Origin of the sequence: Corynebacterium hylobatis (assembly GCF_003955685.1) — a bacterium.
Classification (GTDB): Bacteria; Actinomycetota; Actinomycetes; order Mycobacteriales; family Mycobacteriaceae; genus Corynebacterium; species Corynebacterium hylobatis.
Window position 1 is genome coordinate 150384 of sequence record NZ_RXHJ01000005.1, and the last position, 24756, is coordinate 175139.

25 protein-coding genes are annotated in these 24756 nt (G+C 68.1%); 10 read left to right on the plus strand and 15 right to left on the minus strand.

Annotated elements, in window-relative coordinates; genetic code table 11:
- Positions 1 to 14 precede the first annotated feature (14 nt).
- Complete coding sequence (locus EAH68_RS04870) at positions 15 to 1595, plus strand: alpha/beta fold hydrolase (RefSeq protein WP_126120360.1); 1581 nt, start codon at positions 15 to 17, stop codon at positions 1593 to 1595.
- A 23-nt stretch (positions 1596 to 1618) separates the two neighbouring features.
- Here the strand turns inward: EAH68_RS04870 and EAH68_RS04875 are convergent, their stop codons facing one another.
- Together EAH68_RS04875 and EAH68_RS04880 are read right to left on the minus strand one after the other, a co-directional pair.
- Positions 1619 to 2623, minus strand: coding sequence for an o-succinylbenzoate synthase (locus tag EAH68_RS04875; protein ID WP_126120203.1), 1005 nt, complete (start codon positions 2621 to 2623; stop codon positions 1619 to 1621).
- 10 nt (positions 2624 to 2633) lie between these two features.
- The gene (locus tag EAH68_RS04880; RefSeq protein WP_126120204.1) at positions 2634 to 3227 is read right to left on the minus strand and encodes a Type 1 glutamine amidotransferase-like domain-containing protein; all 594 of its coding nucleotides are present in this window, start codon (positions 3225 to 3227) and stop codon (positions 2634 to 2636) included.
- 59 nt (positions 3228 to 3286) lie between these two features.
- Here EAH68_RS04880 and EAH68_RS04885 point away from each other — a divergent pair, with 59 nt between their 5' ends.
- From EAH68_RS04885 to dps, 3 genes are all read left to right on the plus strand, one after another.
- Entirely contained in the window at positions 3287 to 3601 is a 315-nt protein-coding gene (locus EAH68_RS04885; protein ID WP_126120205.1) for a 4a-hydroxytetrahydrobiopterin dehydratase, read from the plus strand.
- A gap of 21 nt (positions 3602 to 3622) precedes the next feature.
- Complete coding sequence (locus tag EAH68_RS04890; RefSeq protein WP_126120206.1) at positions 3623 to 4582, plus strand: 1,4-dihydroxy-2-naphthoyl-CoA synthase; 960 nt, start codon at positions 3623 to 3625, stop codon at positions 4580 to 4582.
- Positions 4583 to 4694: 112 nt separating this feature from the next.
- On the plus strand, positions 4695 to 5189 hold the full coding sequence (gene dps / locus EAH68_RS04895; RefSeq protein ID WP_126120207.1) for a DNA starvation/stationary phase protection protein Dps: 495 nt from the start codon (positions 4695 to 4697) through the stop codon (positions 5187 to 5189).
- 82 nt (positions 5190 to 5271) lie between these two features.
- Here the strand turns inward: dps and EAH68_RS04900 are convergent, their stop codons facing one another.
- Positions 5272 to 6483 (minus strand): multidrug effflux MFS transporter, encoded by a 1212-nt coding sequence (locus tag EAH68_RS04900; protein ID WP_241228294.1) that lies wholly within the window; start codon positions 6481 to 6483, stop codon positions 5272 to 5274.
- Between the two features lie 455 nt (positions 6484 to 6938).
- On the opposite strand from EAH68_RS04900, the gene EAH68_RS04905 reads away from it, so the two are divergent.
- Positions 6939 to 7385, plus strand: coding sequence for a DoxX family protein (locus EAH68_RS04905; protein ID WP_126120208.1), 447 nt, complete (start codon positions 6939 to 6941; stop codon positions 7383 to 7385).
- A 79-nt stretch (positions 7386 to 7464) separates the two neighbouring features.
- A complete protein-coding gene (menE, locus tag EAH68_RS04910) occupies positions 7465 to 8592 on the plus strand; it encodes an o-succinylbenzoate--CoA ligase (RefSeq protein ID WP_126120209.1) in 1128 nt (375 codons plus the stop codon).
- On the opposite strand, the gene EAH68_RS04915 is transcribed toward menE, so the two are convergent.
- Positions 8589 to 9455: a glycosyltransferase gene (locus tag EAH68_RS04915; RefSeq protein ID WP_126120210.1), complete on the minus strand. Its 867-nt coding sequence runs from the start codon at positions 9453 to 9455 to the stop codon at positions 8589 to 8591. The two genes, menE and EAH68_RS04915, sit on opposite strands and share 4 nt — an antisense overlap.
- Positions 9456 to 9544: 89 nt before the next feature.
- Here EAH68_RS04915 and EAH68_RS04920 point away from each other — a divergent pair, with 89 nt between their 5' ends.
- The 3 genes from EAH68_RS04920 to EAH68_RS04930 are packed head-to-tail and all read left to right on the plus strand — an operon-like array spanning position 9545 to position 12361.
- Positions 9545 to 10492: an RluA family pseudouridine synthase gene (locus EAH68_RS04920; RefSeq protein ID WP_126120211.1), complete on the plus strand. Its 948-nt coding sequence runs from the start codon at positions 9545 to 9547 to the stop codon at positions 10490 to 10492.
- A 27-nt stretch (positions 10493 to 10519) separates the two neighbouring features.
- Positions 10520 to 11425 (plus strand): 1,4-dihydroxy-2-naphthoate polyprenyltransferase, encoded by a 906-nt coding sequence (locus tag EAH68_RS04925; RefSeq protein ID WP_126120212.1) that lies wholly within the window; start codon positions 10520 to 10522, stop codon positions 11423 to 11425.
- Positions 11426 to 12361: an AEC family transporter gene (locus tag EAH68_RS04930; RefSeq protein ID WP_126120213.1), complete on the plus strand. Its 936-nt coding sequence runs from the start codon at positions 11426 to 11428 to the stop codon at positions 12359 to 12361. It begins immediately after the preceding gene.
- Here EAH68_RS04930 and EAH68_RS04935 read toward each other — a convergent pair.
- Positions 12358 to 12678, minus strand: coding sequence for a DUF4229 domain-containing protein (locus tag EAH68_RS04935; RefSeq protein ID WP_126120362.1), 321 nt, complete (start codon positions 12676 to 12678; stop codon positions 12358 to 12360). The genes EAH68_RS04930 and EAH68_RS04935 overlap by 4 nt on opposite strands.
- A 78-nt stretch (positions 12679 to 12756) precedes the next feature.
- On the opposite strand from EAH68_RS04935, the gene EAH68_RS04940 reads away from it, so the two are divergent.
- Positions 12757 to 13041, plus strand: a complete 285-nt coding sequence (locus tag EAH68_RS04940; protein WP_126120214.1) for a hypothetical protein — start codon at positions 12757 to 12759, stop codon at positions 13039 to 13041.
- Positions 13042 to 13116: 75 nt separating this feature from the next.
- Here the strand turns inward: EAH68_RS04940 and EAH68_RS04945 are convergent, their stop codons facing one another.
- The 10 genes from EAH68_RS04945 to EAH68_RS04990 all read right to left on the minus strand — a co-directional run bounded on the left by EAH68_RS04945 (position 13117) and on the right by EAH68_RS04990 (position 24755).
- Entirely contained in the window at positions 13117 to 13380 is a 264-nt protein-coding gene (locus EAH68_RS04945) for a helix-turn-helix domain-containing protein (RefSeq protein ID WP_126120215.1), read from the minus strand.
- Positions 13381 to 13451: 71 nt separating this feature from the next.
- Positions 13452 to 14459 carry a c-type cytochrome biogenesis protein CcsB gene (ccsB, locus tag EAH68_RS04950; protein WP_126120216.1) on the minus strand — a complete coding sequence of 336 codons (1008 nt, stop codon included), beginning with the start codon at positions 14457 to 14459 and terminating at the stop codon, positions 13452 to 13454.
- A 103-nt stretch (positions 14460 to 14562) separates the two neighbouring features.
- A complete protein-coding gene (locus EAH68_RS04955; RefSeq protein WP_164546410.1) occupies positions 14563 to 16170 on the minus strand; it encodes a cytochrome c biogenesis protein ResB in 1608 nt (535 codons plus the stop codon).
- A 73-nt stretch (positions 16171 to 16243) separates the two neighbouring features.
- Positions 16244 to 17008: a cytochrome c biogenesis CcdA family protein gene (locus tag EAH68_RS04960; protein WP_126120363.1), complete on the minus strand. Its 765-nt coding sequence runs from the start codon at positions 17006 to 17008 to the stop codon at positions 16244 to 16246.
- Positions 17009 to 17034: 26 nt separating this feature from the next.
- Positions 17035 to 17634 carry a TlpA family protein disulfide reductase gene (locus EAH68_RS04965; protein WP_126120218.1) on the minus strand — a complete coding sequence of 200 codons (600 nt, stop codon included), beginning with the start codon at positions 17632 to 17634 and terminating at the stop codon, positions 17035 to 17037.
- Between the two features lies 1 nt (position 17635).
- Positions 17636 to 18238 carry a histidine phosphatase family protein gene (locus EAH68_RS04970; RefSeq protein ID WP_126120219.1) on the minus strand — a complete coding sequence of 201 codons (603 nt, stop codon included), beginning with the start codon at positions 18236 to 18238 and terminating at the stop codon, positions 17636 to 17638.
- 9 nt (positions 18239 to 18247) lie between these two features.
- Positions 18248 to 19555 carry a glutamate-1-semialdehyde 2,1-aminomutase gene (gene hemL, locus EAH68_RS04975; protein ID WP_241228295.1) on the minus strand — a complete coding sequence of 436 codons (1308 nt, stop codon included), beginning with the start codon at positions 19553 to 19555 and terminating at the stop codon, positions 18248 to 18250.
- Positions 19556 to 19650: 95 nt separating this feature from the next.
- Positions 19651 to 21066 (minus strand): protoporphyrinogen oxidase, encoded by a 1416-nt coding sequence (locus tag EAH68_RS04980; protein WP_126120220.1) that lies wholly within the window; start codon positions 21064 to 21066, stop codon positions 19651 to 19653.
- A 2-nt stretch (positions 21067 to 21068) separates the two neighbouring features.
- A complete protein-coding gene (hemE, locus tag EAH68_RS04985) occupies positions 21069 to 22127 on the minus strand; it encodes a uroporphyrinogen decarboxylase (protein WP_439647608.1) in 1059 nt (352 codons plus the stop codon).
- A 60-nt stretch (positions 22128 to 22187) separates the two neighbouring features.
- Positions 22188 to 24755 (minus strand): heavy metal translocating P-type ATPase, encoded by a 2568-nt coding sequence (locus tag EAH68_RS04990; RefSeq protein WP_126120222.1) that lies wholly within the window; start codon positions 24753 to 24755, stop codon positions 22188 to 22190.
- Position 24756: the final 1 nt, after the last annotated feature.

Genomic DNA, 24756 nt, shown 5'->3' on the forward strand with positions numbered 1-24756 from the left:
AGAAAGATTTAATGATGCGCTCAGCTCGCCGAGCCCTTCTATCCTCTTTATCCGCCGTTCTCGTGGGGGTGGGCCTGGCCTCGGCGCCGGCCCAGGCCCAGCCTGCCGCCAGCCCCGATATCACCTGGGAGCAGTGCCCCTCGCAGGTGACGGAACCGACCGCCGACTGCGGACGCATTGATGTCCTCATGTACTACTCCGACCCGGAGGGCGCGCAGATCAGTGTGGGTTTCGTGCGCGTGCCCGCTGCTGATCAGACTCAGCGTCGTGGGGTGCTCTTCGGTAACTCCGGCGGCCCCGGCGGTGACGCATACTCCTATTTCGGCGACGCCGAGGCCATGACCTGGCCGGAAGGCATCACCCGGGAATGGGACCGGGTTGCCGTCCAACCCCGCGGGCTGAGCGGATCCACCCCGGTGGACTGCTCCACCATCGCCCCCGGATATACCTCCGATCTGCAGATCATGCTGCAGGAGGGTGCCTTCGTGCGTGATTCCTGTGAGGTCGGCACCCCGGGCTACACCGCGAGCCTCACCACCGAGAACACCGCCGAGGACTGGGAGCAGGTCCGCCGCGCGCTGGGTGAGGACGAGATCTCGATCATGGGACTCAGCTACGGCACCTTCCTCGGTTCGGTCTACGCGACGAAATACCCGCAGCACACCGACAAGGTGGTCCTGGACTCCGGGATGGATCCGGAGCTGGCCTGGAACGGGGTGATGGACTCCCAGCAGAACGGTTTCATCGGCTCCCTGCATGACTTCCTGGACTGGGTCGCGGCCCACAATGAGACCTACGGCCTCGGTGAGACCCCGCTGGCGGTCTACCAGGCCTGGTCCGCGAAGGTGGTGGCGGAATCCGGCACCAACCCGACTGTCGTACCACCGCCGGCCCAGATCGGTGATATTCCGCCCGGGCTGGGGTGGGCGGGCCCGGCGGCTGCCGACCTCATCACGGCGACCGGTGGTGCCCGTGTCCAGGTCGAGGGGTTGTCCTCCCAGGCCACGAACCCCGGCGCGGTGCAGGCCTGGTCCCCGACCCTGAACCTGACCCGTTCCCTGCTCCCCCGCCCCACCGGGTGGGACCTGCTGGCCCGGGTGACCAACGGTTCGGAGGTGGCGCCGACGCTGGAGGAGCTGATGGACCCCGGTTCCGAGGAGGATGCCCAGCGCAACATCGTGGCAGGCAACATACAGCGGCTGATCATGTGCAATGAGAACCAGGTGCGGCCGGATCCCGCGGACATTCCGGACTATGCCTGGGCGAACTACATCACCGGTGACCTCTTCACCGCCCCGAGTGCGAAGTTCACTTCCGGTTCAGCCTGTGCCGGTGCCCCCGCTGTCACGGGGCTGCCTACCGTGGACGGCTCCGGCCTGGACACCCGCCCTCTGCAGATCCAGTCCACCGGTGACCCGCAGACCCCCTATGGCACGGGCGTCGCGCTGGCGGAGCGCATGGACAGCCACCTGGTGACGGTCCACGGACCGGGCCACGGGCACGTGGGCTTCGGTCACGCCGAGGTCGATGACATCGTGGTGGAGTACCTCCGCACCGGCGAGACCGACGTCACTGAGCTGCTCGGCCTGGTCTGATCCCCGCCGGGGACAACCGGGCTTCAGAGGTGCCGGTAGGCCTCGTGGACCCGCTGGAACCACCAGTCCCTACGGTCCGCCGGGGCCGCCAGGGCAGCCAGGCGGTCGGCCTCCGGTTCGACGGCTTCGACGGAGAGGAAGCCGTCGGTGATCTCCCGTGGGGGCGCGACGTCCTCGAGGAAGAGCGAGCCGGTGGCCAGGCCAGCGGCCGCGGGTGGGACGTCCATGGCGTCGTCGTCGGTGAGGGTGGGCAGGGCCGCGACGGCGGCGAGCCCGGCGTTCATGCCGACGGCTGTGTCCAGGGCGGAGGCGACGGTGATGTCCATGTGTCGGGCACGCAGGTCGGCGGCCAGTTCCAGCACGCGCCGCACGCCGCCGAGCGGGGCGACCTTGACCACGGCGACATCGGCGGCCATGAGCTCGGCCACCCGGTAGGGGTCCTCGGCGCGCCGGATGGATTCGTCGGCGGCGATGCGGATGAACATCCCGGAGCGCATGAGCTCGCGGCGCAGGGCGGCCAGTTCCTCGACGGAATCGCAGGGCTGTTCCATGTAGTCCAGGGGTCCCAGGGAACGCGCAGCCTCGAGGGCCTGCCCGATGGTCCAGCCCCGGTTGGCGTCGACACGGATCACCGCGCCGGGGATCGTGTCGCGGACGGCCTGCACGCGGGCGATGTCGTCGGCCAGGGTCTGTCCCTGCTCGGCGACCTTGACCTTGATCACCCGGCAGCCGGGGTAGCGGGCGAGGACGTCGGCGACGGCATCGGCGGGGACGGCGGGGACGGTGGCGTTGACCTCGACGCGGGTGCGGCGGGGGGTGGGCAGTCCGGTGAAGGCGGCCTCCAGCCCGGCGCGCAGCCAGGCGGCGGATTCCGGCGCGTCGTACTCGAGGAAGGGGGAGAATTCGCCCCAGCCCGCGGGGCCCTCGATGAGCAGGGCCTCGCGCGTGTCGACACCCCGGAATCTCACCGCCATGGGCAGTGCGACGACGTGGGCGCGGTCCAGGATCTCATCGATGTCGGGAAGCATGGGTTCCACCCTAGATAAGGCGGGTTCCGGTCTCGTCGATGAGCAGGGCCTCGCCGTCGCGGAGTAGGACGAGGCGGTGGTCTTTCCCGTAGGTGCGGACCGTCTCCGCGAAGACGTCGATGGGGAACAGTGGGATGTCGGTGCCGACGTGCGGGATGACCACGTAGTCGGTGAGCCCCAGACCGTGGTAGTCGTGTAGTTCCGGGGCCACGGCGGGTGAATCGAGCAGGCTGACCGGTTCGATGTCGGGACCGGCGATGACGGAGCCGGCGCTGGTGCCGATGTAGGGCAGGCCGGCGCGGACGTGGCGGACGAGCACTTCGTCCGTACCCGTGGAGCGCATGATGTGGAGGAGGTCGAAGGTCTCCCCGCCTGCCACATAGACGGCATCGACCTCACCGAGGATGCGGTCGACTTCGGCGGGTGCGGTGGTGGCGAGCGGGAGCTCGAGGAGGGTGAAACCGGCGTCGCGAAGCATGGTGCGTTCGACCTGCGTGTCGGGGTGGTCGGCGAAGCTGCGGGTGGCGTCGGGGATGTAGGCGACCGTGCCGGTGGCGAAATCCCGGAGGTGGGGGTGTCCGAAGGAGGTCAGCAGGAGCTTCATGGTGCCAGGTTACGCACGCGGAGGTGTTGTGCGCGTCACAATTCATGCAGTATGGGGTCATGACTGATCCGAAGCAGAAACTGACCGCCGCTGCCGTCGAGGCCGCCGGACTGAGCGGCTGGCACCATGCTGGCGACACCATCCGGGCCGAGTTCGCCACCGGGGACTTCAACACGGGGTTGCGCCTGGTCACCCTCATCGGCGAATCAGCGGACGAGGCGAACCATCACCCCGATGTCACACTCACCTACCCCGCCGTGTCCGTCACCCTGTCGAGTCACGATGTCGGCGGGGTGACCAGCCGCGACATCGACCTGGCGCGCACCATCACCGGCCATGCCACGAGTCTGGGCGTGCCGGCCGGCGAGGAGTGATACCCGCCTAAGCTGAACGGCATGAGCAACTACAGCACGGACAACCCCTTCGACCCGACCCAGTGGCGGGTGGTGGAGGGCTTCGAGAACCTCACCGACATCACCTACCACCGCCACGTGGGCACCTCACGCACGGACGGCACCGTGCGCATCGCCTTCGACCGCCCGGAGGTGCGCAACGCCTTCCGTCCGCACACCGTCGATGAGCTCTACCGGGCACTGGATCACGCACGCCGGACCCCGGATGTGGGTGTCGTGCTGCTCACCGGCAACGGTCCGAGCGAGAAGGACGGGGGTTGGGCGTTCTGTTCGGGCGGCGACCAGCGCATCCGGGGCCGTTCGGGCTACCAGTACGCTACCGGCCACGATTCCGATGACGCCCGGGCAGACGACTCCACGGTCGATGAGGCCCGCACGAAGGTGGAGGGGGGCCGCCTGCACATCCTGGAGGTGCAGCGCCTGATCCGTACGATGCCCAAGGTGGTCATCGCCGTGGTCAACGGCTGGGCGGCCGGCGGTGGGCATTCGCTGCATGTGGTGTGCGATCTCACGATCGCCTCCCGCCAGGAGGCCCGTTTCAAGCAGACGGATGCGGACGTCGGTTCCTTCGACGCCGGCTACGGCTCCGCCTATCTGGCGAAGATGGTGGGCCAGAAATTCGCCCGGGAGATCTTCTTCCTGGGCCGTGCCTACGGCGCGGAGGAGATGCAGCGCATGGGTGCGGTCAACATCGTGGCCGAGCACGCGGAGCTCGAGGCCGAGGCCATCCAGGTGGCCCGGGAGATCAACGGCAAGTCCCCCACCGCGCAGCGCATGCTGAAGTTCGCGTTCAACCTGCTTGATGACGGACTGATGGGCCAGCAGGTCTTCGCGGGTGAGGCCACGCGTCTGGCATACATGACGGATGAGGCGGTGGAGGGCAAGGAGGCCTTCCTGGAGAAGCGGGATCCGGACTGGTCGGAGTTCCCCTTCTATTACTGACCGCGGCGGCGGGCTCTCCGCCATAAATAGGAATGAGGTAAGGCTTACCTGAGATTGATAAGTGTAGCCTTCCAAACCTTGCCCACTTCTCAATTTCACCTATAATGGTGGCATGAGCAACTACACCGTCCCCGGAATCGACCAGAACAGCGCAAAGCAGATCATCGATGGTCTGCAGGAGCGCCTCACCGACTACAACGACCTCCACCTCATCCTCAAGCACGTGCACTGGAACGTGGTGGGCGCCAACTTCATCGCCGTCCACGAGATGATCGACCCGCAGATCGACCTCGTCCGCGGTTTCGCCGACGAGGTCGCGGAGCGCATCTCCACCCTCGGCGGCGAGCCGATCGGCACCCCGGCCGGCCACGTCCAGGACCGCAAGCCGCTGGAGTACCCGAAGAACAAGGCCAACACCCAGGACCACCTCAAGCAGGTCAACGACCTCTACACCCAGGTCATCGAGGGTGTCCGCGAGTCCATGGGCGAGGCCGGCGAGCTCGACTCCGTCACCGAGGACATCTACATCGCCCACGCGGCGGAACTGGAGAAGTTCCAGTGGTTCGTCCGCGCCCACCTCGACGACGGCACCGGCAACATCGCATAATGTTCCACCCCTGCCGAATCAGCAGAAGCGCCGATCCCATGACGGGACCGGCGCTTCTGCCTTCATACTGCCGGGGCGGTGCCTAACCCAGGATCCGGCGACCCGCATAGACCTGACCCGCCAGGGAGACGAGCACACAGGCGACCATGCCGAACGCCATGGTCAGGGCCGCGTTCGCGCCCAGGCCCATGAAGGGACTGACCGCCGCACCGAGGGCGAACTGCAGGAAGCCCATGACGGCCGAGCCCGAACCGGCCCGCTCGCGGACCTCACCGGTGCCCAGCGCGGTGGAGTTGCCCAGGATGATGCCGATGGGGCTGACCGAGAGGAAGAGCAGCGGGAAGATCACCCACGGGGAGATCGTGAAGTTGACGACGATGAGCAGCACCACCGTAACCACCAGCAGGAAGAGCTGGGCGGCACGCAGGATGGCGTGGGGGTCATAACGGTCGATGAGGCGGGAGTTGAGCATGTTTCCCGCGACCAGACCCACGGCGTTGGCGGCGAAGACGAGGGTGAAGGTACCCACAGACATGCCCATCTGGGTCTGCACGACGAAGGGGGAGGCGGAGATGTAACAGAACATCGCGGCGAAACCGAAGGCGAAGGAGATGGTGTAACCCCGGTAGGCGGGATTCTTCAGCACATAGAGGTAGTTGGCCAGAATCCCGCGCACGGTGACCTCGGCGCGCTCCGCCTTCGGCAGGGACTCCCGCACGACCACCAGGGCAACGAGCAACTGGACGACATTGATGCCGGCCAGCAGCCAGAACAGCCCGCGCCAGCCGATCGGATCGAGCAGCAGGCCGCCGACGACCGGGGCGGCGACCGGGGCGATGCCCTGGATGGTCATCAGCAGGGAGAAAGCCTTGGCGGCCTTCCGCCCCGCCGCCAGGTCCGGCACGACCGCACGCGCCAGGACCACACACGCCCCGGATCCCAGCCCCTGCAGGAGACGGGCGAGTATGAGCACCTCGATGGTCGGTGCCATCGCCGCGATGACGGAGGCGATCAAGGCGATCACGGCTCCGCCGACCAGCAGCTTCTTCCGACCGAGGGAATCGGAGATCGGGCCGATGATCAGCTGACCGACCGCCAGGCCGAGCATGAAACCGGACAGCGTGAGCTGCACCATCGCCTGCGTGGTGTCCAGGCTGCCGACAATGTTGGGCAGGGCCGGCAGGTAGAGGTCCGTCGCCAGTGGCGCGGCGGCAGAGAGGAGAGCCAGGCCGAAGAGCAGGCCCGTCGTCAGTTGTTGTCCGGGCTTCTCGCGCCCATGTTCACCAGCAGTCACTTATCCATCTCTCCTGTTCTTCGACGCCCGTCGAGGCCGGGCGGATTCTCCCCGTGGGAGCTTAGGCGCGTCTGGTGACATCGCCCATCACGGCCAGAAGTAACCTGCGCCGCCCCCCGCCCAGGCGGTTGAGCAGATTTAAGATCCGGGAGGCGGACCAGCCTAGGACGGTAGCCAGGTCGAGCTGCGAGATCCCCTGCCCCAGTGACGGTGCGGCTCCGGGCGGGGAACATCCGCCAGGATTTCCGCATCCTGCCCCTGAACTGCGCAGTTCCCCGTGAGGGTCGGCGGGAAAACAAATAGCCACGTCAAGCTGACGTATCGCATTGAGGGTAGCAGGGCGGATGTCCTGCATCGCAGCCCACAAATCCCGCCACCCCTGGGGCAGGGCCGAAAACTACCGACCACCAGCAATAGTTGACATGTCACAAACCAGTCCTCTAGGGTCTTGTGTCATGTCAACAACCAAGGAAGCAGCTCTGCTCATCGCCCGTGTCATCCTGGGTGTCATCCTCATCGCCCACGGCTGGGACAAGTTCCAGATCACCGGCCTTGAGGGCATCACCGGTTTCTTCGACAGTATCGGCGTCCCGGCCGCCGCCGTCGCGGCCCCGCTCGTCGCCTTCCTGGAGGTCGTCGGCGGCATCCTCATCCTCATCGGTGCCTTCACCCGTATCACCGGCATCGTCATCACGCTCATCATGCTGGGCGCGGCCATCTTCGCCCACATCGCCCAGGGCATCTTCGTGTCCAACGGCGGCTGGGAGCTCGTCGGCGCCATCGGTGCCGGCACCCTCATCCTGGCCGCCGTCGGTGCCGGCCGCTGGAGCGTCGACGCCTTCCTGCCCTGGGGCACCGATAAGGCCAGCGCGGACACTGAGAAGCAGCTCCAGAACGCTTAAAACCCTGCTCCATCCGACGGCGTCGCCTCCTTCCGGGAGACGGCGCCGTTTTCTTCCCCTCCCGCTACCATCATCACCCATGAGCCACAACCTCGAGCCGCTGCCCATCGACCCGGCCAACCCCATCGGCGTCCTCGGTGATCTCGAGGACGCGATCGCCGGACAGCGCAGCCTCCTCCCCGTCCCCGCCCGCGACAACGCCCGCGCCAGCCTGCTGATCACCTCCCAACGCGCCGGGCAGCCAATCGACGCGGAGACCGCCCTCGTCGTGGCCACCTCCGGTTCCACCGGCACCCCGAAGGGCGCCCAACTGACGGCCGCCAACCTGGTCTCCAGCGCGGACGCCACCCACCAGTTCCTCGGCGGCGAAGGACAGTGGCTGCTGGCCCTTCCGGCCCACCACATCGCCGGCCTGCAGGTGCTCGTGCGCTCACTGATCGCCGGCGTCGAGCCCCTCCAGCTGGACCTGTCCGAGGGCTTCGACATCGGGGACTTCGCCCGCTCGGCCGGGGAGCTGGCGCGCGCCGGGGAACGCGCCTACACCTCGCTCGCACCTATGCAGCTGGCCAAGGCGATGGACACTCTGGAGGGCATCGAGGCCCTGCAACTCTTCGACGCCATCCTCGTCGGCGGGGCCGCCCTCAACCCGCAGCTCGCCCGCTCGGCCGAGGAGATGCAGATCAACGTGGTCACCACCTACGGCTCCTCGGAGACCGCCGGCGGCTGCGTCTACGACGGCCGCCCCATCCCCGGCGCGAAGGTCCGCCTGCAGGAGGGCCGCATCCACCTGGGCGGGCCGATGATCGCCCAGGGGTACCGCAACCACCCCGGGCACGAGGCCTTCGCGGAGCCCGGATGGTTCGCCACCTCGGATGCGGGGTTCATCGAGGACCGCCGCCTCACCGTGACGGGGCGTCTCGACGCCGTCATCGACTCCGGTGGGCTCAAGCTGCAGCCGGAGGTGCTGGAGCAGGCGATGCTGGCCGTCCCCGGTGTCACGGGGGCCTGCGTGGTGGGCATTCCCGATCCGCGGCTGGGACAGGCGATCGTGGCCGCCTACACGGGTGCCGCCTCCCCGGGGGAAGTCATCGCCGGGCTCGACCACCTGCCCCGCTGGCAGCTGCCGAAGGAGTTGAGGCGGCTGACAGAGCTGCCGCTGACGGGGCCGGGGAAGGTGGACCGGCGGGGCGTCGAGAAGCTCTTCTAGTCTTCACGGCGGCTGGCGTCGACGAGCACCGCGACATCCTCATGGTCATAGACCCGCTCAATCTGCTCGTCGTTGCCGCCCATGAGCGTGTTGCCGATGACCAGCGCCCCCGCCTGCGTGGAGGGCACCACCGCGAAGTTGCGGGGATGGGAGTAGACCTGGCGGACCCGGTGGCCGGAGCGCAGGGCGCAGGCGTGGAGCCAGACGTCATCGGCCCGCGGGCTCAGCTCGCGGAACACATCGCCCTGCTCCACCACGTAGGTGATGAAGGAGGCCGGGTAGAGCACTCCGGACACCCCCGTGGCGAAGTGCAGGTGGCTGGCCCGGCAGGTGTTGACCGGGGTCCACTTCACATAGGGCAGCATTTCCTCCCCGCGCAGCTCGATGCGGTGGGCGCGGTAGGCGATGACGGCGTCATCGCGCAGATCCCCGATGAACAGCAGGCGCTGCAGGAACCACTCGGGGTAGATCATGTCGTCATCCACCGTGGCCACCCGTTTCCCGGTGCCCACGACCTCGCGGAACTGGCTCCAGTATTTGGTGTGCGGGCCGTAGAGCCCGTCGGAGCAGCGGACCTGCAGTCCGCGGGAGACCAGGCGGCGCAGCGGGCGCGGCCACCCGGCACGGTAGTCCTGCTCATCCAGCCACAGCACCACCGGCGCCTGCACGGCACCGCGGGCAATGGACTCCAGGGTGTAGTGCACGCGGTTGAGCCGTTCCCCGTGGGAGGTCAGGGAGATGGTCACGTCGCCCTGCTGCGGGAAGCGGGCGCGGGAGAAACGGTTGTTCCACGTCAGCGGAATCATCCGGAAGAGCGTGAAGAAGAAACTGATCGCCTGACCGAGCACATAACTGATCCACATGACCAGCCTCACCCTACGTCTGATCGGCTATATCTGCAGGGCAAGGCTGTCACCAGGGATTTTTCTCCGCAGTGTATGATTCGCCGGACATGGACAACGCACGCCCCTCCCCCGCCCGCGAACTGGAGGTCTCCTCCGGGCACGCCGGCCGCCGCCTGGACAAATTCCTCCGCTCACAGCTCAAGGGGGTCCCTGGTGGCCTGGTCTTCCGGCTGCTGCGCAAGGGCGCGGTGCGGGTCAACGGCAAACGCGCCAAACCGGACTACCGTATCCAGGCCGGTGACGTGATCCGGGTGCCCGCCCTGGAGATCCCCGAGGCCGCCCCGGTCAAGACCCTGCCGGCGGAGCTGCTCCGCCAGATCGACCGGGCGATCCTCCACGAGGATGACTCCCTCCTCGTGCTGAACAAGCCCGCCGACCTGGCCGTGCATGTGGGCACCGGGGTCACTGGCGGGGTCATCGAGGCGCTGCGCCAGCTGCGCCCCGCGGAGCCGGACCTGGAGCTGGTGCACCGCATCGACAAGGAGACCTCCGGCCTGCTCATGGTGGCCCGCACGCCGTCCATGCTGCGCCACCTCCAGCAGGTGATGCGTGATGACGCCGCCGTCCGCCGCCACTACCTCGCCCTGGTCCAGGGGTTTTTCCCACAGGAGACCACCTATGTGCGGGCGCCGCTGCTGACCACCGAGCACGGCGTACGCGTCGACCCGCAGGGTCAGCCCGCCCACACCCGCTTCCGGGTCCTGCGCCGCTTCGGCCGGCAGGCCACCCTCGTGCGCGCCGAGCTGATCACCGGCCGCAAACACCAGATCCGGGTGCACACCCGCCACACCGGCCACCCCATCGCCGGGGACCGGAAATACGGCGACCCCGGTTTCACGCGGGAAGTGCAGCGGCTCGGCGGGGCACGGATGTTCCTCCACGCCTCCGAGCTGCGCATCCCCCTGCCCTCGGGGGAGCTGCTCCACCTCACCGCCCCGACCTCCCCGGTGTGGGACCGGACCCTCGACCGGCTGGCCACCCCGGCTCGGCGCTGAGGCAACCCATGGAGGACAATGGTGGCCATGTCCGTTGATCATCACACCTACTCCGCCACCCCGCGGGACTGGTGGCAGGCCGCACGCCCGCACACCTGGCCCAACGCCTTCGCCCCCGTCATCGCCGGATCCGGCGCCGCCGCCTACGCCGGCGGTTTCTCCTGGTGGCGGGCCCTGCTGGCTTTCGTGGTGGCCTGGGCCCTGATCATCGGCGTGAACTACGCCAACGACTACTCCGACGGCATCCGCGGCACCGATGAGGACCGCACCGGCCCGGCTCGGCTGACCGGCGGTGGCATCGCGAAGCCCGCCCACGTCAAACGCGCGGCCTTCCTCGCCTTCGGTCTCGCCGCGGTGGCCGGTGTGGCCCTCTCCCTGACCAGTGCCTGGTGGCTCATCCTCGTCGGCGCCGTGGCCATCGCGGGTGCCTGGTTCTACACCGGGGGCAAAAACCCCTACGGCTACCGGGGGCTCGGAGAGGTGGCGGTCTTCATCTTCTTCGGCCTGGTGGCGGTACTGGGCACCGAGTTCACCCAGGCCGGGGCGGTCAGCTGGCTGGGTCTGGCCTGTGCGGTGGCCATCGGTTCGATCTCCGCCTCGGTGAACCTGGCGAACAACCTGCGCGACATCCCGTCCGACACCGCCTCCGGCAAGATCACCCTGGCTGTGCGCCTCGGCGACCGGTGGACCCGCCGGGTCTACACCGCCCTGGCCGCCACGCCCTTCCTCATCACCATGGTCATCGGGTGGTGGGAACCCCTGCTCCTGATCGCGATCATGGCGGTGCCGCTGGCCGTGCGCGGCATGAACACCGCCCTGCGCGGGGCGACCGGCCCGGCGCTGATCCCGCTGATCAAGTCCACCGGGCAGGCCATGCTGTTGTGGGCAGTGCTCACCGGCCTGGCCCTCTTCCTCAGCTCGCTGGGGCTGTAGATGTCGGGGGTCATCACCGGCTTCGCCATCATCCTGGCAGTCATCGCCGTCGGCGCGATTCTGGCCCGCACCGGGGTGATCAAGGAGGACCGCGAACGCCTCGTGCTCAACCGCGTCGCCTTCTACGCCGCCTCCCCGGCGCTGCTGTTCACCTCGGTGGCCAACTCCGATGCGCAGACGTTGTTCTCACCCGTCATCGTGGTCATCTTCTTTGCGACGCTCGCGACCGCCGCCGTCTACATCCTCGCCTCGGCGCTGTTCTTCCGGCAGGACATCCCAACGACGACGATGGGTGCGGCCTCGGCCTGCTACTTCAACTCCGTCAACATCGGCCTGCCGGTGAGCGTCTACGTCCTCGGTGAGGCCACCTATGTCGTGCCGGTGCTCGTGCTGCAGATGGTGGTGTTCACGCCCTTCATCCTGGCAGGCCTGGGGGCTGAGGACGCCGGTGGGCGTTCCCGCGCGACGAAGATCCTCGACTCCATCCGCTCGGCGCTGCTGTCCCCCGTGGTCATCGGCTCCGTGCTGGGTCTGGTCGTCGCTGTCATCGGCCTGCAGATCCCGGATCCGGTCATGCGCCCCCTGGAGATCCTCGGCGGGGCCTCCATCCCGATGATCCTCATCAGCTTCGGCGCCTCCCTGCGCAACACCGCCCCGCTGGCCACCCCTGCGGACCGGCCCGGCACGATCGTCGCCACCGCCCTCAAGTTGGTCGGCATGCCGCTGATCGCCTGGCTCATCGCCCTGGGCATGGGGCTGTCCGGGGATGAGCTCTACGCCTCGGTCATCCTCGCCGCCCTGCCGGCGGCGCAGAACGTCTACAACTATGCCGCCTCCTACCAGCGCGGCATGATCATCGCCCGCGACACCGTCTTCCTCACCACCTTCGGGGCACTGCCCGTGATGATCGGCATCGCGCTGCTCTTCGGCCGTTAGCGGTTCTCCAGCTCCCGGCGGACCCACTCCTTGCGGGCCTGGCGCTGCCCGTTCCAGGCGGCCACCGACTGGTTGGCTTCCACCCGCATGCCCTTGAACACCAGCATCGACAGCGGGAAGGCCACGATGAGGGCGAGGAGGGCGGACATGACCAGCGGGACGGGGGCATCGATAAGCACCGCGAACAACTGGATCACCACCGTCAACACCACGAACAGACCCAGGCGGGCGCCACCGTACTTCAGCAGCGACATGTTCGCCCGACGGCGGACCTGCGGATCCAGCTCCGGTGGAGCGTCAGAGGGGTGCTGGGACATCGGCTCAGGTGCAGTCACACCCTGCAGCTTACTAGGGCCTACCGGGGTCCGTAAGCTGGACACCAGGAAGGAGGAACCATGGGACGTCTGCTACTCGTACTGCTCATCATCGTTGCCATCGTGCTGCTCTGGAAGGCCTTCGGGCCCAGGTCCTGGAAGCGCAACCAGGCGGCGACCCCCGAGCCGCGCGCCATCAAGGGCCCGGACGACGACGAGGAATTCCTCTGGAATCTGGAGAAGAACCGCTTCAAGCAACGCCGCGCACGCGAGGCTGCCGAACGCGAGGAGGAGGAACGCCGTCGGCGCGCCGAGGAACGGTACCAACGGAAAGACCCGGAGGAGGTCGAGGAGCCCGACAAATAGGGCCTCCCCGATCAACAGGTCCGCGGCCGGTCACCATGACCGGCCGCGGTTTTTCCTGTCTGCAGGTGGCGCCCGCTACTGGTCGCCGTCCGCGTCGAAACTCATGCGCAGGCCGAGGGCATGGGCGACGGCCGAAACCTTCTCCCAGCGCACACCCGTGCCCCCGTGCTCAATGGTGTGCAGCGTGGAGCGCGACACCCCGGCCCTCTCCGCGATGTCGGCCTGCAGGGCCCCGATCTCCCGGCGGCGCTCCGCCAGCTGCTGACCGAGGGCGAGCAGGACCGGATCATCGCCGGCAGGTTTGCCCGTCTTCTTCCGGGGTGCTGATGTTCCAGGCACAGTCCCGTCCTTCCGTTCAGCAGAGGTTGTCAATGGCTTCCGATTCTAGCCCGGAGTCTAACCCGGTTGCTTTAGTTCAGGCCGGCGTAGGAGTGCAGGCCACTGACGACCATGTTGATGAAGAAGAGGTTGAAGATCATCGTGGACAGGGCGAGGACGTTGATCCAGGCGGCCTTGTGGTTGCGCCAGCCGGCGGTCGCACGGGCGTGCAGGTAGGCGGCGTAGAGGACCCAGGAGATCAGCGAAACGGTCTCCTTGGGGTCCCAACCCCAGAACCGGCCCCAGGCAGCCTCCGCCCAGATGGCGCCGAGGACGATGCCCAGGCCGAGGACCGGCAGGGTGAGGATGGCTGACTTATAGGCCAGTCCGTCCAGTTTCTTCGCGTTGGGCAGCGGCTTGGCCAGCATGCCGAAGAAGCCGCGCTCCCTGCCCTGGGGCTGCCAGATGCGCAGGAGGTAGAGCAGGGAGGCCATACCGGAGAGGATGCCGATGGCACCGCCGGCCGAGACCGTGGAGACGTGGATCGGCAGCCAGTAGGACTGCAGGGCGGGGACGACCGGGGCGGAATCGGCGTAGAGCTTGGTGCCGCCGAAGAAGAGCAGCGCCAGGATCGGCACCAGCAGCCACGGCCAGACGATGCGCCACTCCTTGCGCTGGATGACCACGGCTGCGGCGATCATGGTGAAGGCGGTGATCACCAGCACGTACTCATAGAGGTTGCCGAAGGGGAAACGCTCCGTTGCCAGGCCACGCAGGACTGCGGAGGCAGCATGGACGATGATGCCCAGCCAGACCACCGACTGGGTCATGCCACCGAATTTGTTGGCACCCGCCTCAAGCTTCTCCACTTCCCCCAGGGTGGGCACCGCCTCGTCGGTCCCGGCAACCACGTCGGAACCCCCGGCACCCACTGCCACCAGTTCCTTCTCCTCCGCACGGACAACCGCACGGCGGGCGTCGATGACGCTCTGCATGCGACCGTAGTACACGAGTGAGAGCACCAGGGCCAGCAGGTAGATCACGAACGCCGACTGGAAGGCGACGTCCGAGAAGTTGGAGAGAGTCTGATTGACAGGCATGTGTGGGGACACCCTCAAAAGTCGGATAGCGGGAGTAATACTCCTGTGACGCTACCCCACCTTGAGAGGCTTCTCCAACCCTTGGGGGACGCCAAATCCAACTTTAGGTGGAGACCCGCAAGGCGTCCGCAGGCACAAGTTCATCATCATCCACCTCGTCCGGATCGGGCAGACCCAGCAGCTCACGGTGGATGCGGTCGAACTCCGGACCCCAGCCCGCCCGGTCGGTACGTGCCAGGCCACCGAGCTCGAGACGGGTGGAGCCGTCGGCCAGCGGGGTGAAACGGATCCAGATGCGGCGGCGCCTGATCAGCAGCGAGCCCACGAGCGCCGCGAGCATGACCACGGTGGTCACCAGAACCCAGCTCTGGAAGGGATCCCGGGAGATCTGGTAGTTGGCGAACTCGCTGGCACCGTCGAAGGTGACGGTGGTGCCGTCGTCCAGGGTGACGCTGTCACCCTGGAGCAGGTTGACACGCTCGATCTTCTGCAGCTGCCCGGAGTGCAGCAGCGCCGTGTCCAGACTGAACAGGGACTGGGCCCGGCCGGTGTCCAGGCCGGCGTCACCGCGGTAGATGTCGATGGCGACTGCCGGATCGTTCATCGCCGGGAACTGCGAGGTCAACAACTCGTTGTTCTCCCCCTCCCACTGGGCGGTGGGCGCGAACAGGCCCTGGATGGCCAGCTGGTTCTGGCGGCGGTCGAACAGGTCCGGGTACAGGCCCGCGGGCGGGTCGAAACGCATGACGCCGGAGGACAGGAAGAAGGTCGGGTCATCGGGGCGCCACTGGACGGTCTGCGTGCGGGACTCACCGTCGGGCCAGGTCACCGTGAAGGTGGGGGCGAAACCGTGGCCCTGCAGGTAGACGCGGTCACCGGCGATACGCAGCGGGTGGTTGACCTTCAGCTCGTAATCGGTCCACTCCTCCTTGGGCAGGTTGATGTCCTCGCCCAGGGCGTAGGAGATGTTCGAGGTGAACATCTCGGCCTGGCCGTTGGGCAGGTAGTCGGCAGCGAAGTCGTGGGCATCGAAGCAGAAGGTGGTCAGTCCGGTGCCGTCGAAGAGCGGTCCGGCACGGAAGGAGTCGTAGTTGGCGGTCGAGGTGTTGCAGAACTCGGTGTTCTGCTCGATCGGTGGGGTCTCGTAGTTGCCGGATTCGGTGACCACGATGACATGGCCCTCGTAGTAGACCATCCGGCCGAGCGCGACGGTGACGATCATGCCGACCAGTCCCAGGTGGAAGAGCAGGTTGGCCATTTCCCGGCCGTAACCGCGTTCGGCGGACAGCGAGAACTTCCCCGCCCGATCCTCCGCTGCGCTGTACTCGGCGACCTTCCAGCGCTTCAGCAGCTGGCGGGCATGCTCCGTGACCTCCGCCACCGGCCGGTCCGTGGTGCCCTCCGCATGCAGCGGCAGCCGGCCCAGGTTCCTCGGTGCCCGGGTGGGCGGGGTCTTCCACGCAACGTAGTGATCCTTCGAACGCGGCAGAATGCAGCCGACGAGAGAGATCGTCAGCAGCGTGAGGATGGCGATGAACCAGGTGGATTCGAAGACGTCGAAAAGCTGCAGCGAATCATAGATCTCGGCGAGCCGGCCGTTGTTGGCGATGTACTCGTTGACGTTGTCCTGGTTGAGGCTGCGCTGCGGGAGCAGCGCGCCGGGGATGGCGACGATGGCGAGGATGAACAGCAGCACCAGGGCGGTGCGCATGCTGGTCAGCCAGTGCCAGGCCTTCTTGAGGTACGTCACGACCGTACGCAATGGGACTCCTACTGAAACGGTTCTAGATGAGGGTGGCGCCGTACTCGACGGTCCACTGGCGCACGAAGTTGATGAAGTGGGCCCACGCGCCGGTGAGCAGTGCCACGCCGACCGCGATCATGAGGGCGCCGCCGATCATCTGGATCCTGCGGGAGTGCTCCCGCAGCCAGCTGAAGGTGCGCATGGCGCGCGCCGAACCCAGGGCAATGAGCAGGAAGGGCAGTCCCAGGCCGAGACAGTAGCCGATGATGAGCAGGACGCCGCGGGCTGCGGTCATGCCCTCGGTGCCGGCGGAGACGGAGATGATCGCCGCCAGGGTGGGGCCCAGGCAGGGGGTCCAACCCAGGGCGAAGACACCACCGAGCAGCGGTGCGCCCAGCCAGGTGGTCCAGCGCTTCGGCGCCAGACGGGTGTCCCGCTGCAGGGCCGGGACCATGCCCATGAAGACCAGTCCCATGAGGATGGTGATCACGCCACCGACCCGCATGAGGGTCTCCGCGTTGAGGGTGAGCATGCTGATCGCCCCGAAGACGGTGACGGTGGCCAGCACGAACACGACGGTGAAGCCGAGGATGAACATGAGGGCTGCACCGGCGACGGCCCACTGGCGTTTCTTCGTCACCACGGCGCCGTACTCGGGGTCGGGGCGGACCTCACCGCCGACCACGCCGGCCAGGTAAGACATGTAACCGGGCACGAGCGGGACCACACACGGGGAGGCGAAACTCACCAGGCCGGCCGCGGCAGCGGCCAGCAGACCGAGCAGCAGCGGACCGGAGGCCGCCATATCCGCGAAGAGGACTCCGATGTCGGTCACACGTCCGCCTCAGCGAGCGGCAGGGCGACATCGAGGATGTCATCCGCGGTGACCTCCCGCAGGAAGACCGCGGCCGGACGGTGTTCCTTGTCCAGCACGATCGTCGTGGGGATGACGGAGGTGGGCACGCCGCCGAGTGCGGCTGCGCTGCGGAACGGCGGGTCGTAGATCGACGGGTAGGTTACGCCGTTGTCGGTGATGAAGTCCTGCGCGATGGTCTGGTTGTAGTCACGGACGTTGATGCCCAGGACGGTGCCGCCGAGAGGTTCGAGGGTGTCCTGCACGTTCTGCAGGTCGTCGACCTCCGCACGGCAGGGGGCGCACCACTGGCCCCAGGCGTTGAGCACGACGACCTCGCCGGCGAAGTCCGAGAGGTTGATGGTCTCTCCTTCGGCCATGAGGGAGTCGCCGCCGAACTCCGGCAGCGGGGCGCGCTCGTCCTCCTCGTAGAGGATCTCTGTCTGCCCGCCGGGCGAGTGGAACTGGAAGGTGCCGCCGACGGCCACCGCGCTCTTCGCTGCGTCCGGATCGGTCGCACAGGCGGTGAGCAGCAGGGAGGCGGCGGTGAGCAGGGCTGCGATCGCGCGCAGACGCATGTCAGATGTCCTTAGCAGGTGTGGTGTAGAAGATGTCGGTGATGTCCCGGCCCTCGAAGACCAGGGAGGTCACGGAGGCGATGTCGCACTGACGGCTGGCGTGCGCCAGGGGCAGGCCCAGCGCGGAGCGCTGCACCATGACGATGGGCAGCTGGTGGCTGACCAGAATCGCCTCGTGGCCCTCCGCCTTCTGGCGGGCCTGCTCCACGGCGCCCATCATCCGCTCGGCGATGTCTACGTAGGCCTCGCCCCAGCTGGGTTCAAAGGGGTTGATCATCAGCGGCCAGCGGACCGGGTTCCACAGCTGGGAACGCCAGCCCTTGGTGCGCAGTCCCTCGAAGCGGTTGCCTGCCTCGACGATCTCGGGCACGGTCTCCACCTCGAGGCCGGTGACCTCGGCGAAGGGCTCGGAGGTCTCCTGGACGCGCTGTAGCGGGGAGGCACCCAGGTAGGTGACGTCATGGCCCTCGAAGGAACGGGCCACCCTGGCGGCCTGGGAACGGCCGCGGGAGGACAGGTGGTAGCCGGGGATGGTTCCGTAGAGGATCCGGTCCGGGTTGTGGACCTCGCCGTGACGGACGAGGTGGACAATCGTGTGCGACATGCCTGTTCCTTATGCGGTTGCTGCGGCGGCCGCCCGGGCGGCGGGGACGAGTGCTTCCTCGATCCGGGAGAAATCATCGTCCGTCAGCGCCGTCGACACAAACCAGGTCTCGAACACGCTCGGCGGGGCGTAGATCCCGTGGTCGAGCAGGGCATGGAAGAAGGGCGGGAACCGGAAGGTGTCCGCGGCCTTCATGTCCGCGAAGTTGTGGCCCTCGCCCTCGGCGAAACGCACGGAGAAGAAGGTCTCGGCGCGCTGGATGTGGTGGGCCACGCCCTCCCGGCTCAGCGCCTCGGAGATCAGGCCGGAAATGCGGTCCGCGTGACTGTTCAGCGTGGGGTAGATGTCCTCGGAGGCCAGGCGCAGGGAGGCCAGGCCGGCGGCCATCGCGACGGGGTTACCCGACAGGGTGCCCGCCTGGTAGACGGGACCGGAGGGGGCGAGGTGTTCCATGATGTCGGCGCGACCACCGAAGGCGGCGGCCGGCAGGCCACCGGAGACGACCTTGCCGAAGGTGGTCAGGTCGCCGGCCACACCGTCGACGCCGTACCAGCCGGAGTATGAGGTGCGGAAGCCGGTCATGACCTCATCCATGATCAGCAGTGCACCCTCGGCGTGGGCGAGCTGCTTGAGCGTGGCGTTGAAGCCCTCCCGCGGGGCGACGGTGCCCATGTTGCCGGCGGCCGCCTCGGTGATGACTGCGGCGATCTCGCCGGGGTGCTCGGCGAAGGCCCGCTGCACGGCCTCGAGGTCGTTGTAGGGCACGACGATGGTGTCGGCTGCCGACGCCCCCGTCACACCCGGGGAGTCCGGCAGGGCGAAGGTGGCCACGCCGGAACCGGCGGCGGCCAGCAGTGCGTCGACGTGCCCGTGGTAGCAGCCCTCGAATTTGATGATCTTCGACCGGCCGGTGAAACCGCGGGCCAGGCGTACGGCCGACATGGTGGCCTCGGTGCCGGAGTTGACCAGACGGACCTCCTCCACGGAGGTGCGGTCCACGATCATCTGGGCCAGCTCGATCTCCGCGAGGGTGGGCGCACCGAAGGACAGGCCCTTGAGGGTGGCCTCGCGCACGGCCTCGACGATCTCCGGGTGGGCGTTGCCGTTGAGCATCGGCCCCCAGGAGCAGACCAGGTCCACGTATTCGTTGCCGTCCACGTCCACGAGGGTGGAGCCGTGGGCCGATTCAATGAAGCGGGCCTGGCCGCCGACGGATCCGAAGGCCCGGACCGGGGAGTTCACCCCTCCGGGGATGAGGGTGCGTGCACGGTCGTGCAGCTGTGCGGACTGCTGGGTACGGGCGGACGTCAGACTCATGCCGACCATCATACGGCCGGGGTCAACCGGGGTTAAACTTTCCCCCCGACCGGTTGACGGATCCCCGTATGTTTCCGTATGCACCGTCACAGCTCTCAGCCGAGCTGGATCAGCCGGGCCGCGGCGGCACGGGCGTGATCGATGACCGCCGGGACACCGACACCCCCGGCCCACGCGCCGGTCAGCTCCAGGCCGTGCACATCGCTGATGCCGTCCCGGACCTTCGCGACGGTCGCGAGATGCTCCGCGCTGTATCGCGGCAGGCCACCGAACCAGCGCTGGACATAGATCTCCGCCAGGCCGGCCGCGCGGCCGTCGAAGCCGGTGATGCGGGCGAGGTCGTCGAGGGCGGCGTCGACAAGCAGGTCCTCCTCGGCGCGCACGATGGCGTCATCACCGAAGCGGCCGAAGCTGGCGCGCACGAGCGCACCACCCCGTTCCCCGAGGTGCGGCCACTTCCTCGAGGAGAAGGTGAAGGCCTTCGCCTGCACCTCCGGCTCGTCGATGGCCACGAGCACGCCCGAATTCTCGGGCAGCCCCTCATCCGAGTCGAATTTCATGCCCACCAGCACGCTGGAGGCCAGCTGCACGCTCTTCAACGCCGCGGAGGACTCGGGAGCGATCTGACGGATGAGCACCGCCGTGGTGGGGGCCGGGGTGGCGACGATGAGGCGCTCATAGGCGCCGTCGGTGCTCACGCCGGGCCCGGAGAGGTGGAAACCGCGCAGGTCCCGGGTGATGCCCGCGACGAAGGCGTCGAGGTGGATGTCCGCGCCCGATTTCTCCGCCAGGGCCTCGTAGAGGGTGGCGTAACCGTTCCGGAAGGCGGCGAAGACCGGGGTGGGGGTCGCGCCGGGATCGCGCGGGGTACGGCGGTCCTCGCACAGTTTCACCGCGGCGGAGAGGGTGACCTTCTCCCCCGCCTCCGCCAGCTCGTCGAGGGCCTGCGCCAGCTGCGGGACGGTGGCGCGCACGCCGAGGTCATCGGCGGAGGAGGAGTACACCCCGCCGAGCAGGGAGGAGACGATGCGGTCGACGACCTCCGCGCCGTAACGCTCGCGCACCAGCGCGCCGACAGCCACGTCCCCGCCGACCTGCCAGTCAATGGGAGCGGCGTCGCCCTCGGCGTCAATGCGCGCGGCCGTCTCCGGGGAGACCAGGTGCACCACCGGCGCGGAATGCGAGGGGATGCCCATGACTCCGCCCGCGGGCAGCGCCTTGAGCTCGCCGCCGGTGTAGACCAGTGAGCGGGCACCGGAGGGGCTGACCAGTTCATCTGCCAGGCCGAGCTCGGTGAAGAAATCCGTGGCCCCGGAACGCAGGGCCAGGTAGGCCTCCGCGCCCATGTCCGTCGGCCCGGAGGCGAAGGGCACCGTGAACAGCTTGCCGCCGATGCGGTCCTCCGCCTCGAAGACGTGGATGACGGCCTCCGGATCAGCCTTGCGGATCTCGTGGGCCGCGGTCAGGCCCGCCAGTCCCGCGCCGATGATGGCGTACCGGGTGGCGCCCACGCTCAGTCCTCCCCGTGGATGATCGCGACGGCCTCGGTGATGGCCTCGGCCCGGGTGTTCGGCAGGACGCCGTGACCCAGGTTGAAGATGTGGCCGGTGGCGTGGCCCGCCTCAATCGCGCGGGCAGCCTCCGCCTTGATGCGGGCGACCTCGGAGGTCACCGCGTCACGGCCGGCGAACAGGATCGCCGGGTCCAGGTTGCCCTGCAGCACCTTCGGTCCGGAAGCGGCGTGGATGCGCTCTGCGGCGACATCCAGCGGAACGCGCCAGTCCACACCCATGACCTCGGAACCGGCCTCGCTCATGGCACCGAGCAGCTCACCGGTGCCCACGCCGAAGTGGATGCGTGGGATCTCGCCCGCGATCTCCTCGAGGATGCGCACGGAGTAGGGCAGGACGTGCTCGCGGTAGTCGCGCTCGGTGAGGAAACCGGCCCAGGAGTCGAAGAGCTGCATGGCGTCGATACCGGCGTCGATCTGCAGGCGCAGGAAACGGGTGATCGTCGGGGTGAGGCGCTCCATGAGGGCGTGCCAGGTCTCCGGCTCACCGTGGATCAGGGCCTTGGTCTTCTCGTGGTTCTTACTCGGACCACCCTCGACGAGGTAGCTGGCCAGGGTGAAGGGGGCACCGACGAAACCGATGAGGGCCTGGTGGTCCTTGAGCTCATCGAGGATGATCTCGATGCCGCGGGTGATCTCCGGGACGTCCTCGTCGAGGATGGGCAGCTTGTCGATGTCGGCGCGGGTACTCAGCGCCTTGTCCATCACGGGGCCGCGACCGGGGACGATCTCCACGCCGACACCGGCGGCACGCAGCGGCACGACGATATCGGAGAAGAGGATCGCGGCGTCGACATCGTGGCGGCGCACCGGCTGCATGGTGATCTCCGCCAGCAGCTCCGGCATGAAACAGGAGTCGAGCATGGAGATGCCCTCACGGGCCTTGAGGTACTCGGGCAGGGAGCGGCCTGCCTGGCGCATGAACCACACCGGGGTGCGGGAGGGGGTGCGGCCGGCAGCAGCGGCCAGGAGCGGGGCATCAGGGATACTACGACGAGTCATGGACCCCATTGTGGTCCAAAAGTTGTAGGAAGACGAAACCACGCGCCGGGTGCGGCACCTTCACCGGCGGAAGATACGCGCGGAATTCGAACGGGCCTCGATCAGCAGGGAGGAACCGAGCATGAGCACCGTCGCCGCCATGGGATGCAGGACACCCGCAACAGAGGCGAGCAGCGCGACGGCATTATAGGCCCAGGCGAAGATGATGTTCTGGTCGATGATGCGGCACACCCGGCGCGACTGGGCGATCAACTGTGGGATGGCGGAGACATCACGGCGCAGGACGATGATGTCGACCCCCTCATGGCCGGAGAGCGCCAGCTGGCCCACGTCATCGCCGTCGCTCACGAGGATGCCGATATCGGCCACCCGCAGTGTCGGCAGCACGGAGGAATCACCGACCATCCCGACGGTGGCGCCCATGGTGTGCACCGCGCGGACGGTCTGGGGTTTCTTCCCCGGGGCGATACCTGCCAGCACCTGCGGGACACCCAGGCGGTCAGCGTAGCGGCGGGCGACGGGATAGGTGTCGCGGGTGAGCATGACCGTCTCGATGCCCAGGTTCCCCAGCTGCTCCACGGCTTCCTGGGCGTCGTCCCTGACGGAATCGTGCAGGGTGATCACCCCGCGGTCCCGGCCCTTCCACCGCACGATGAGCGGGGTGCCGCCGGAGACGACCGCGGCGGCGAGCCTGCCCCGGAGGTCGGACATGGTCAAGGGCCGCCACAGCAGGGCCTCCATCTGGGTGGTGGTCACTGTGCCGTCCGGGGTGGTCGTGGGCAGTTCGATGAGGCCGCGGAAATTTCCCTCGGCGTCCACCTCGGCGTGGGCGACCTCGATCCAGTGGGGGATCTCCTCCCCGCCGGCACCGGTGTCGCGGGCCTCGCGGGCCGCGCGCACGAGGGCCTGGGAGACCGGGTGGTCGGATTCCAGGGCGAGGGCGCCGGCGATGCGCAGGATCAGTTCCGGGTTCTCGCCGCGGGCGGCGGTGACGGTCTCCACGGTCATGTCCGGGTCAGCGAGGGTCCCCATCCGGTTGAATACCACCGTGTCGACCCTCTCGGTGCCGCGGATCGTCGCCCCGTCGCGGATCAGGATGCCGTTGCGGACCGCCGCCTCGATACCGTGGCGGATGGCCAGCGCCGGGGAGAGCGCCAGCGCGACCGGGGCCACGCTGGCCAGCACCGCCAGCGCCGTGGCGAAGGCGGCGTTGATGTTGCCCGCGATGAGTGCCCACAGCACGAAATCCAGCGCCGCCAGCCCCAGTGCCGCGGGGATGAGCATCGCCGCGGTCCGGGTGGACAGCAGAGTCGAGCGGTGCTGCTTGATATTCGCGTCACTGACCCAGCGGTGGACCGCCGCCAACCGGGTGCGGTGGCCGGTGTGCACGACGCGGACCTTGATACGCCCGTCCAGGTTGCGGGAACCCGCGTGGACGTAGGAACCGACCCTGACCTGCGCCCGTTCCTGCCCACCGGTGTTGACCAGACCACGGTTGATGGTGCAGGCACCTCCCACGACGGTGCCGTCCACCGGGATCACCTCCCCGGCGTTGATGATGATGTCGTCGCCGACGTTGACCTCCTGCAGCGGCAGCCACTCCGTCTCCCCGCCGGTCCGCTGCCGGGGCATCACCTCCACCCGGTGGTGCGGCTCCGGACGCAGCGCGTCCATCTCCTCGAGAAGGCTGACGCGGGTGCGCATCGTCAGCAGCCGACCCGCGAGCAGCAGCACCGTCATGCCGCAGGCCACGTCCAGGAAGAGCTCCCCGACGTCGATGCGCTGGTGCTGAAAGGCGAACCACTGGGGCCGGGACTGCCAGCCGATGTCACCGGCGGGGGTGAACAGCAGCATGGCCACCGACCAGACCGTTGCCGCGAGGACCGCCACCGAGCTGGCCGCATCGAGGGCGGTCAGCCCGCGCCGGACACCGCCGGCCATGGCCCGGTGGAAGGGCCAGGCGCCCCACGTCACCACCGGCAGGGCCAGCACCAGGGCCAGCCACTGCCACCCCCCGAACTGCAGCACCGGGAAATAGGACATGAGCAGCACCGGAACCGCCAGCACCACACACACCAGAAGACGGACAGGGGTGAGCAGATCACGGGCGGTGAACAGCAGATCCTTCGGCTGGGCATTCACCGCCTGCCGGAGCCGCGCCTCGGGATCCCCGAGGAATCCGGCGCGCCGGGCCCGTTCGAGGTTGCGTTCCTCGTCCTCGAAGTGGCGACGGTATTTCCACGGCAGGCGGCCCCGGCGGGTGGGGCGCTCCAGCGGGTCAGAACGCATGACGCGGCGTCGGAGAGAGGCGTCGGTGAGGACGGCCCGGACGCCGAAACGCGCGATGACCCCGGAGAGTTCGTCGGGGTGGACGGTGTCGGGGGCGGTGATCCAGGCTGTGGCCTCGGGGAAGACGATGCGGGCCCGGACACCGGGTACGGCCTCAAGCGCCGCCTCGATGTCGGCGACGTCCGGGGCGCTGTGCAGTCCATCCAGATCAAAGGCATAGGAGACCTTCGGCCGGGCCTCGTCGATCTGCGGTTCCCCGGAGTCCAGGTCGATGCCTATGGCGCGGGCCGCGGCGCGTGCGTCGTCGAGAGCCGACGCCACCTGATCGATTCGGTCCATA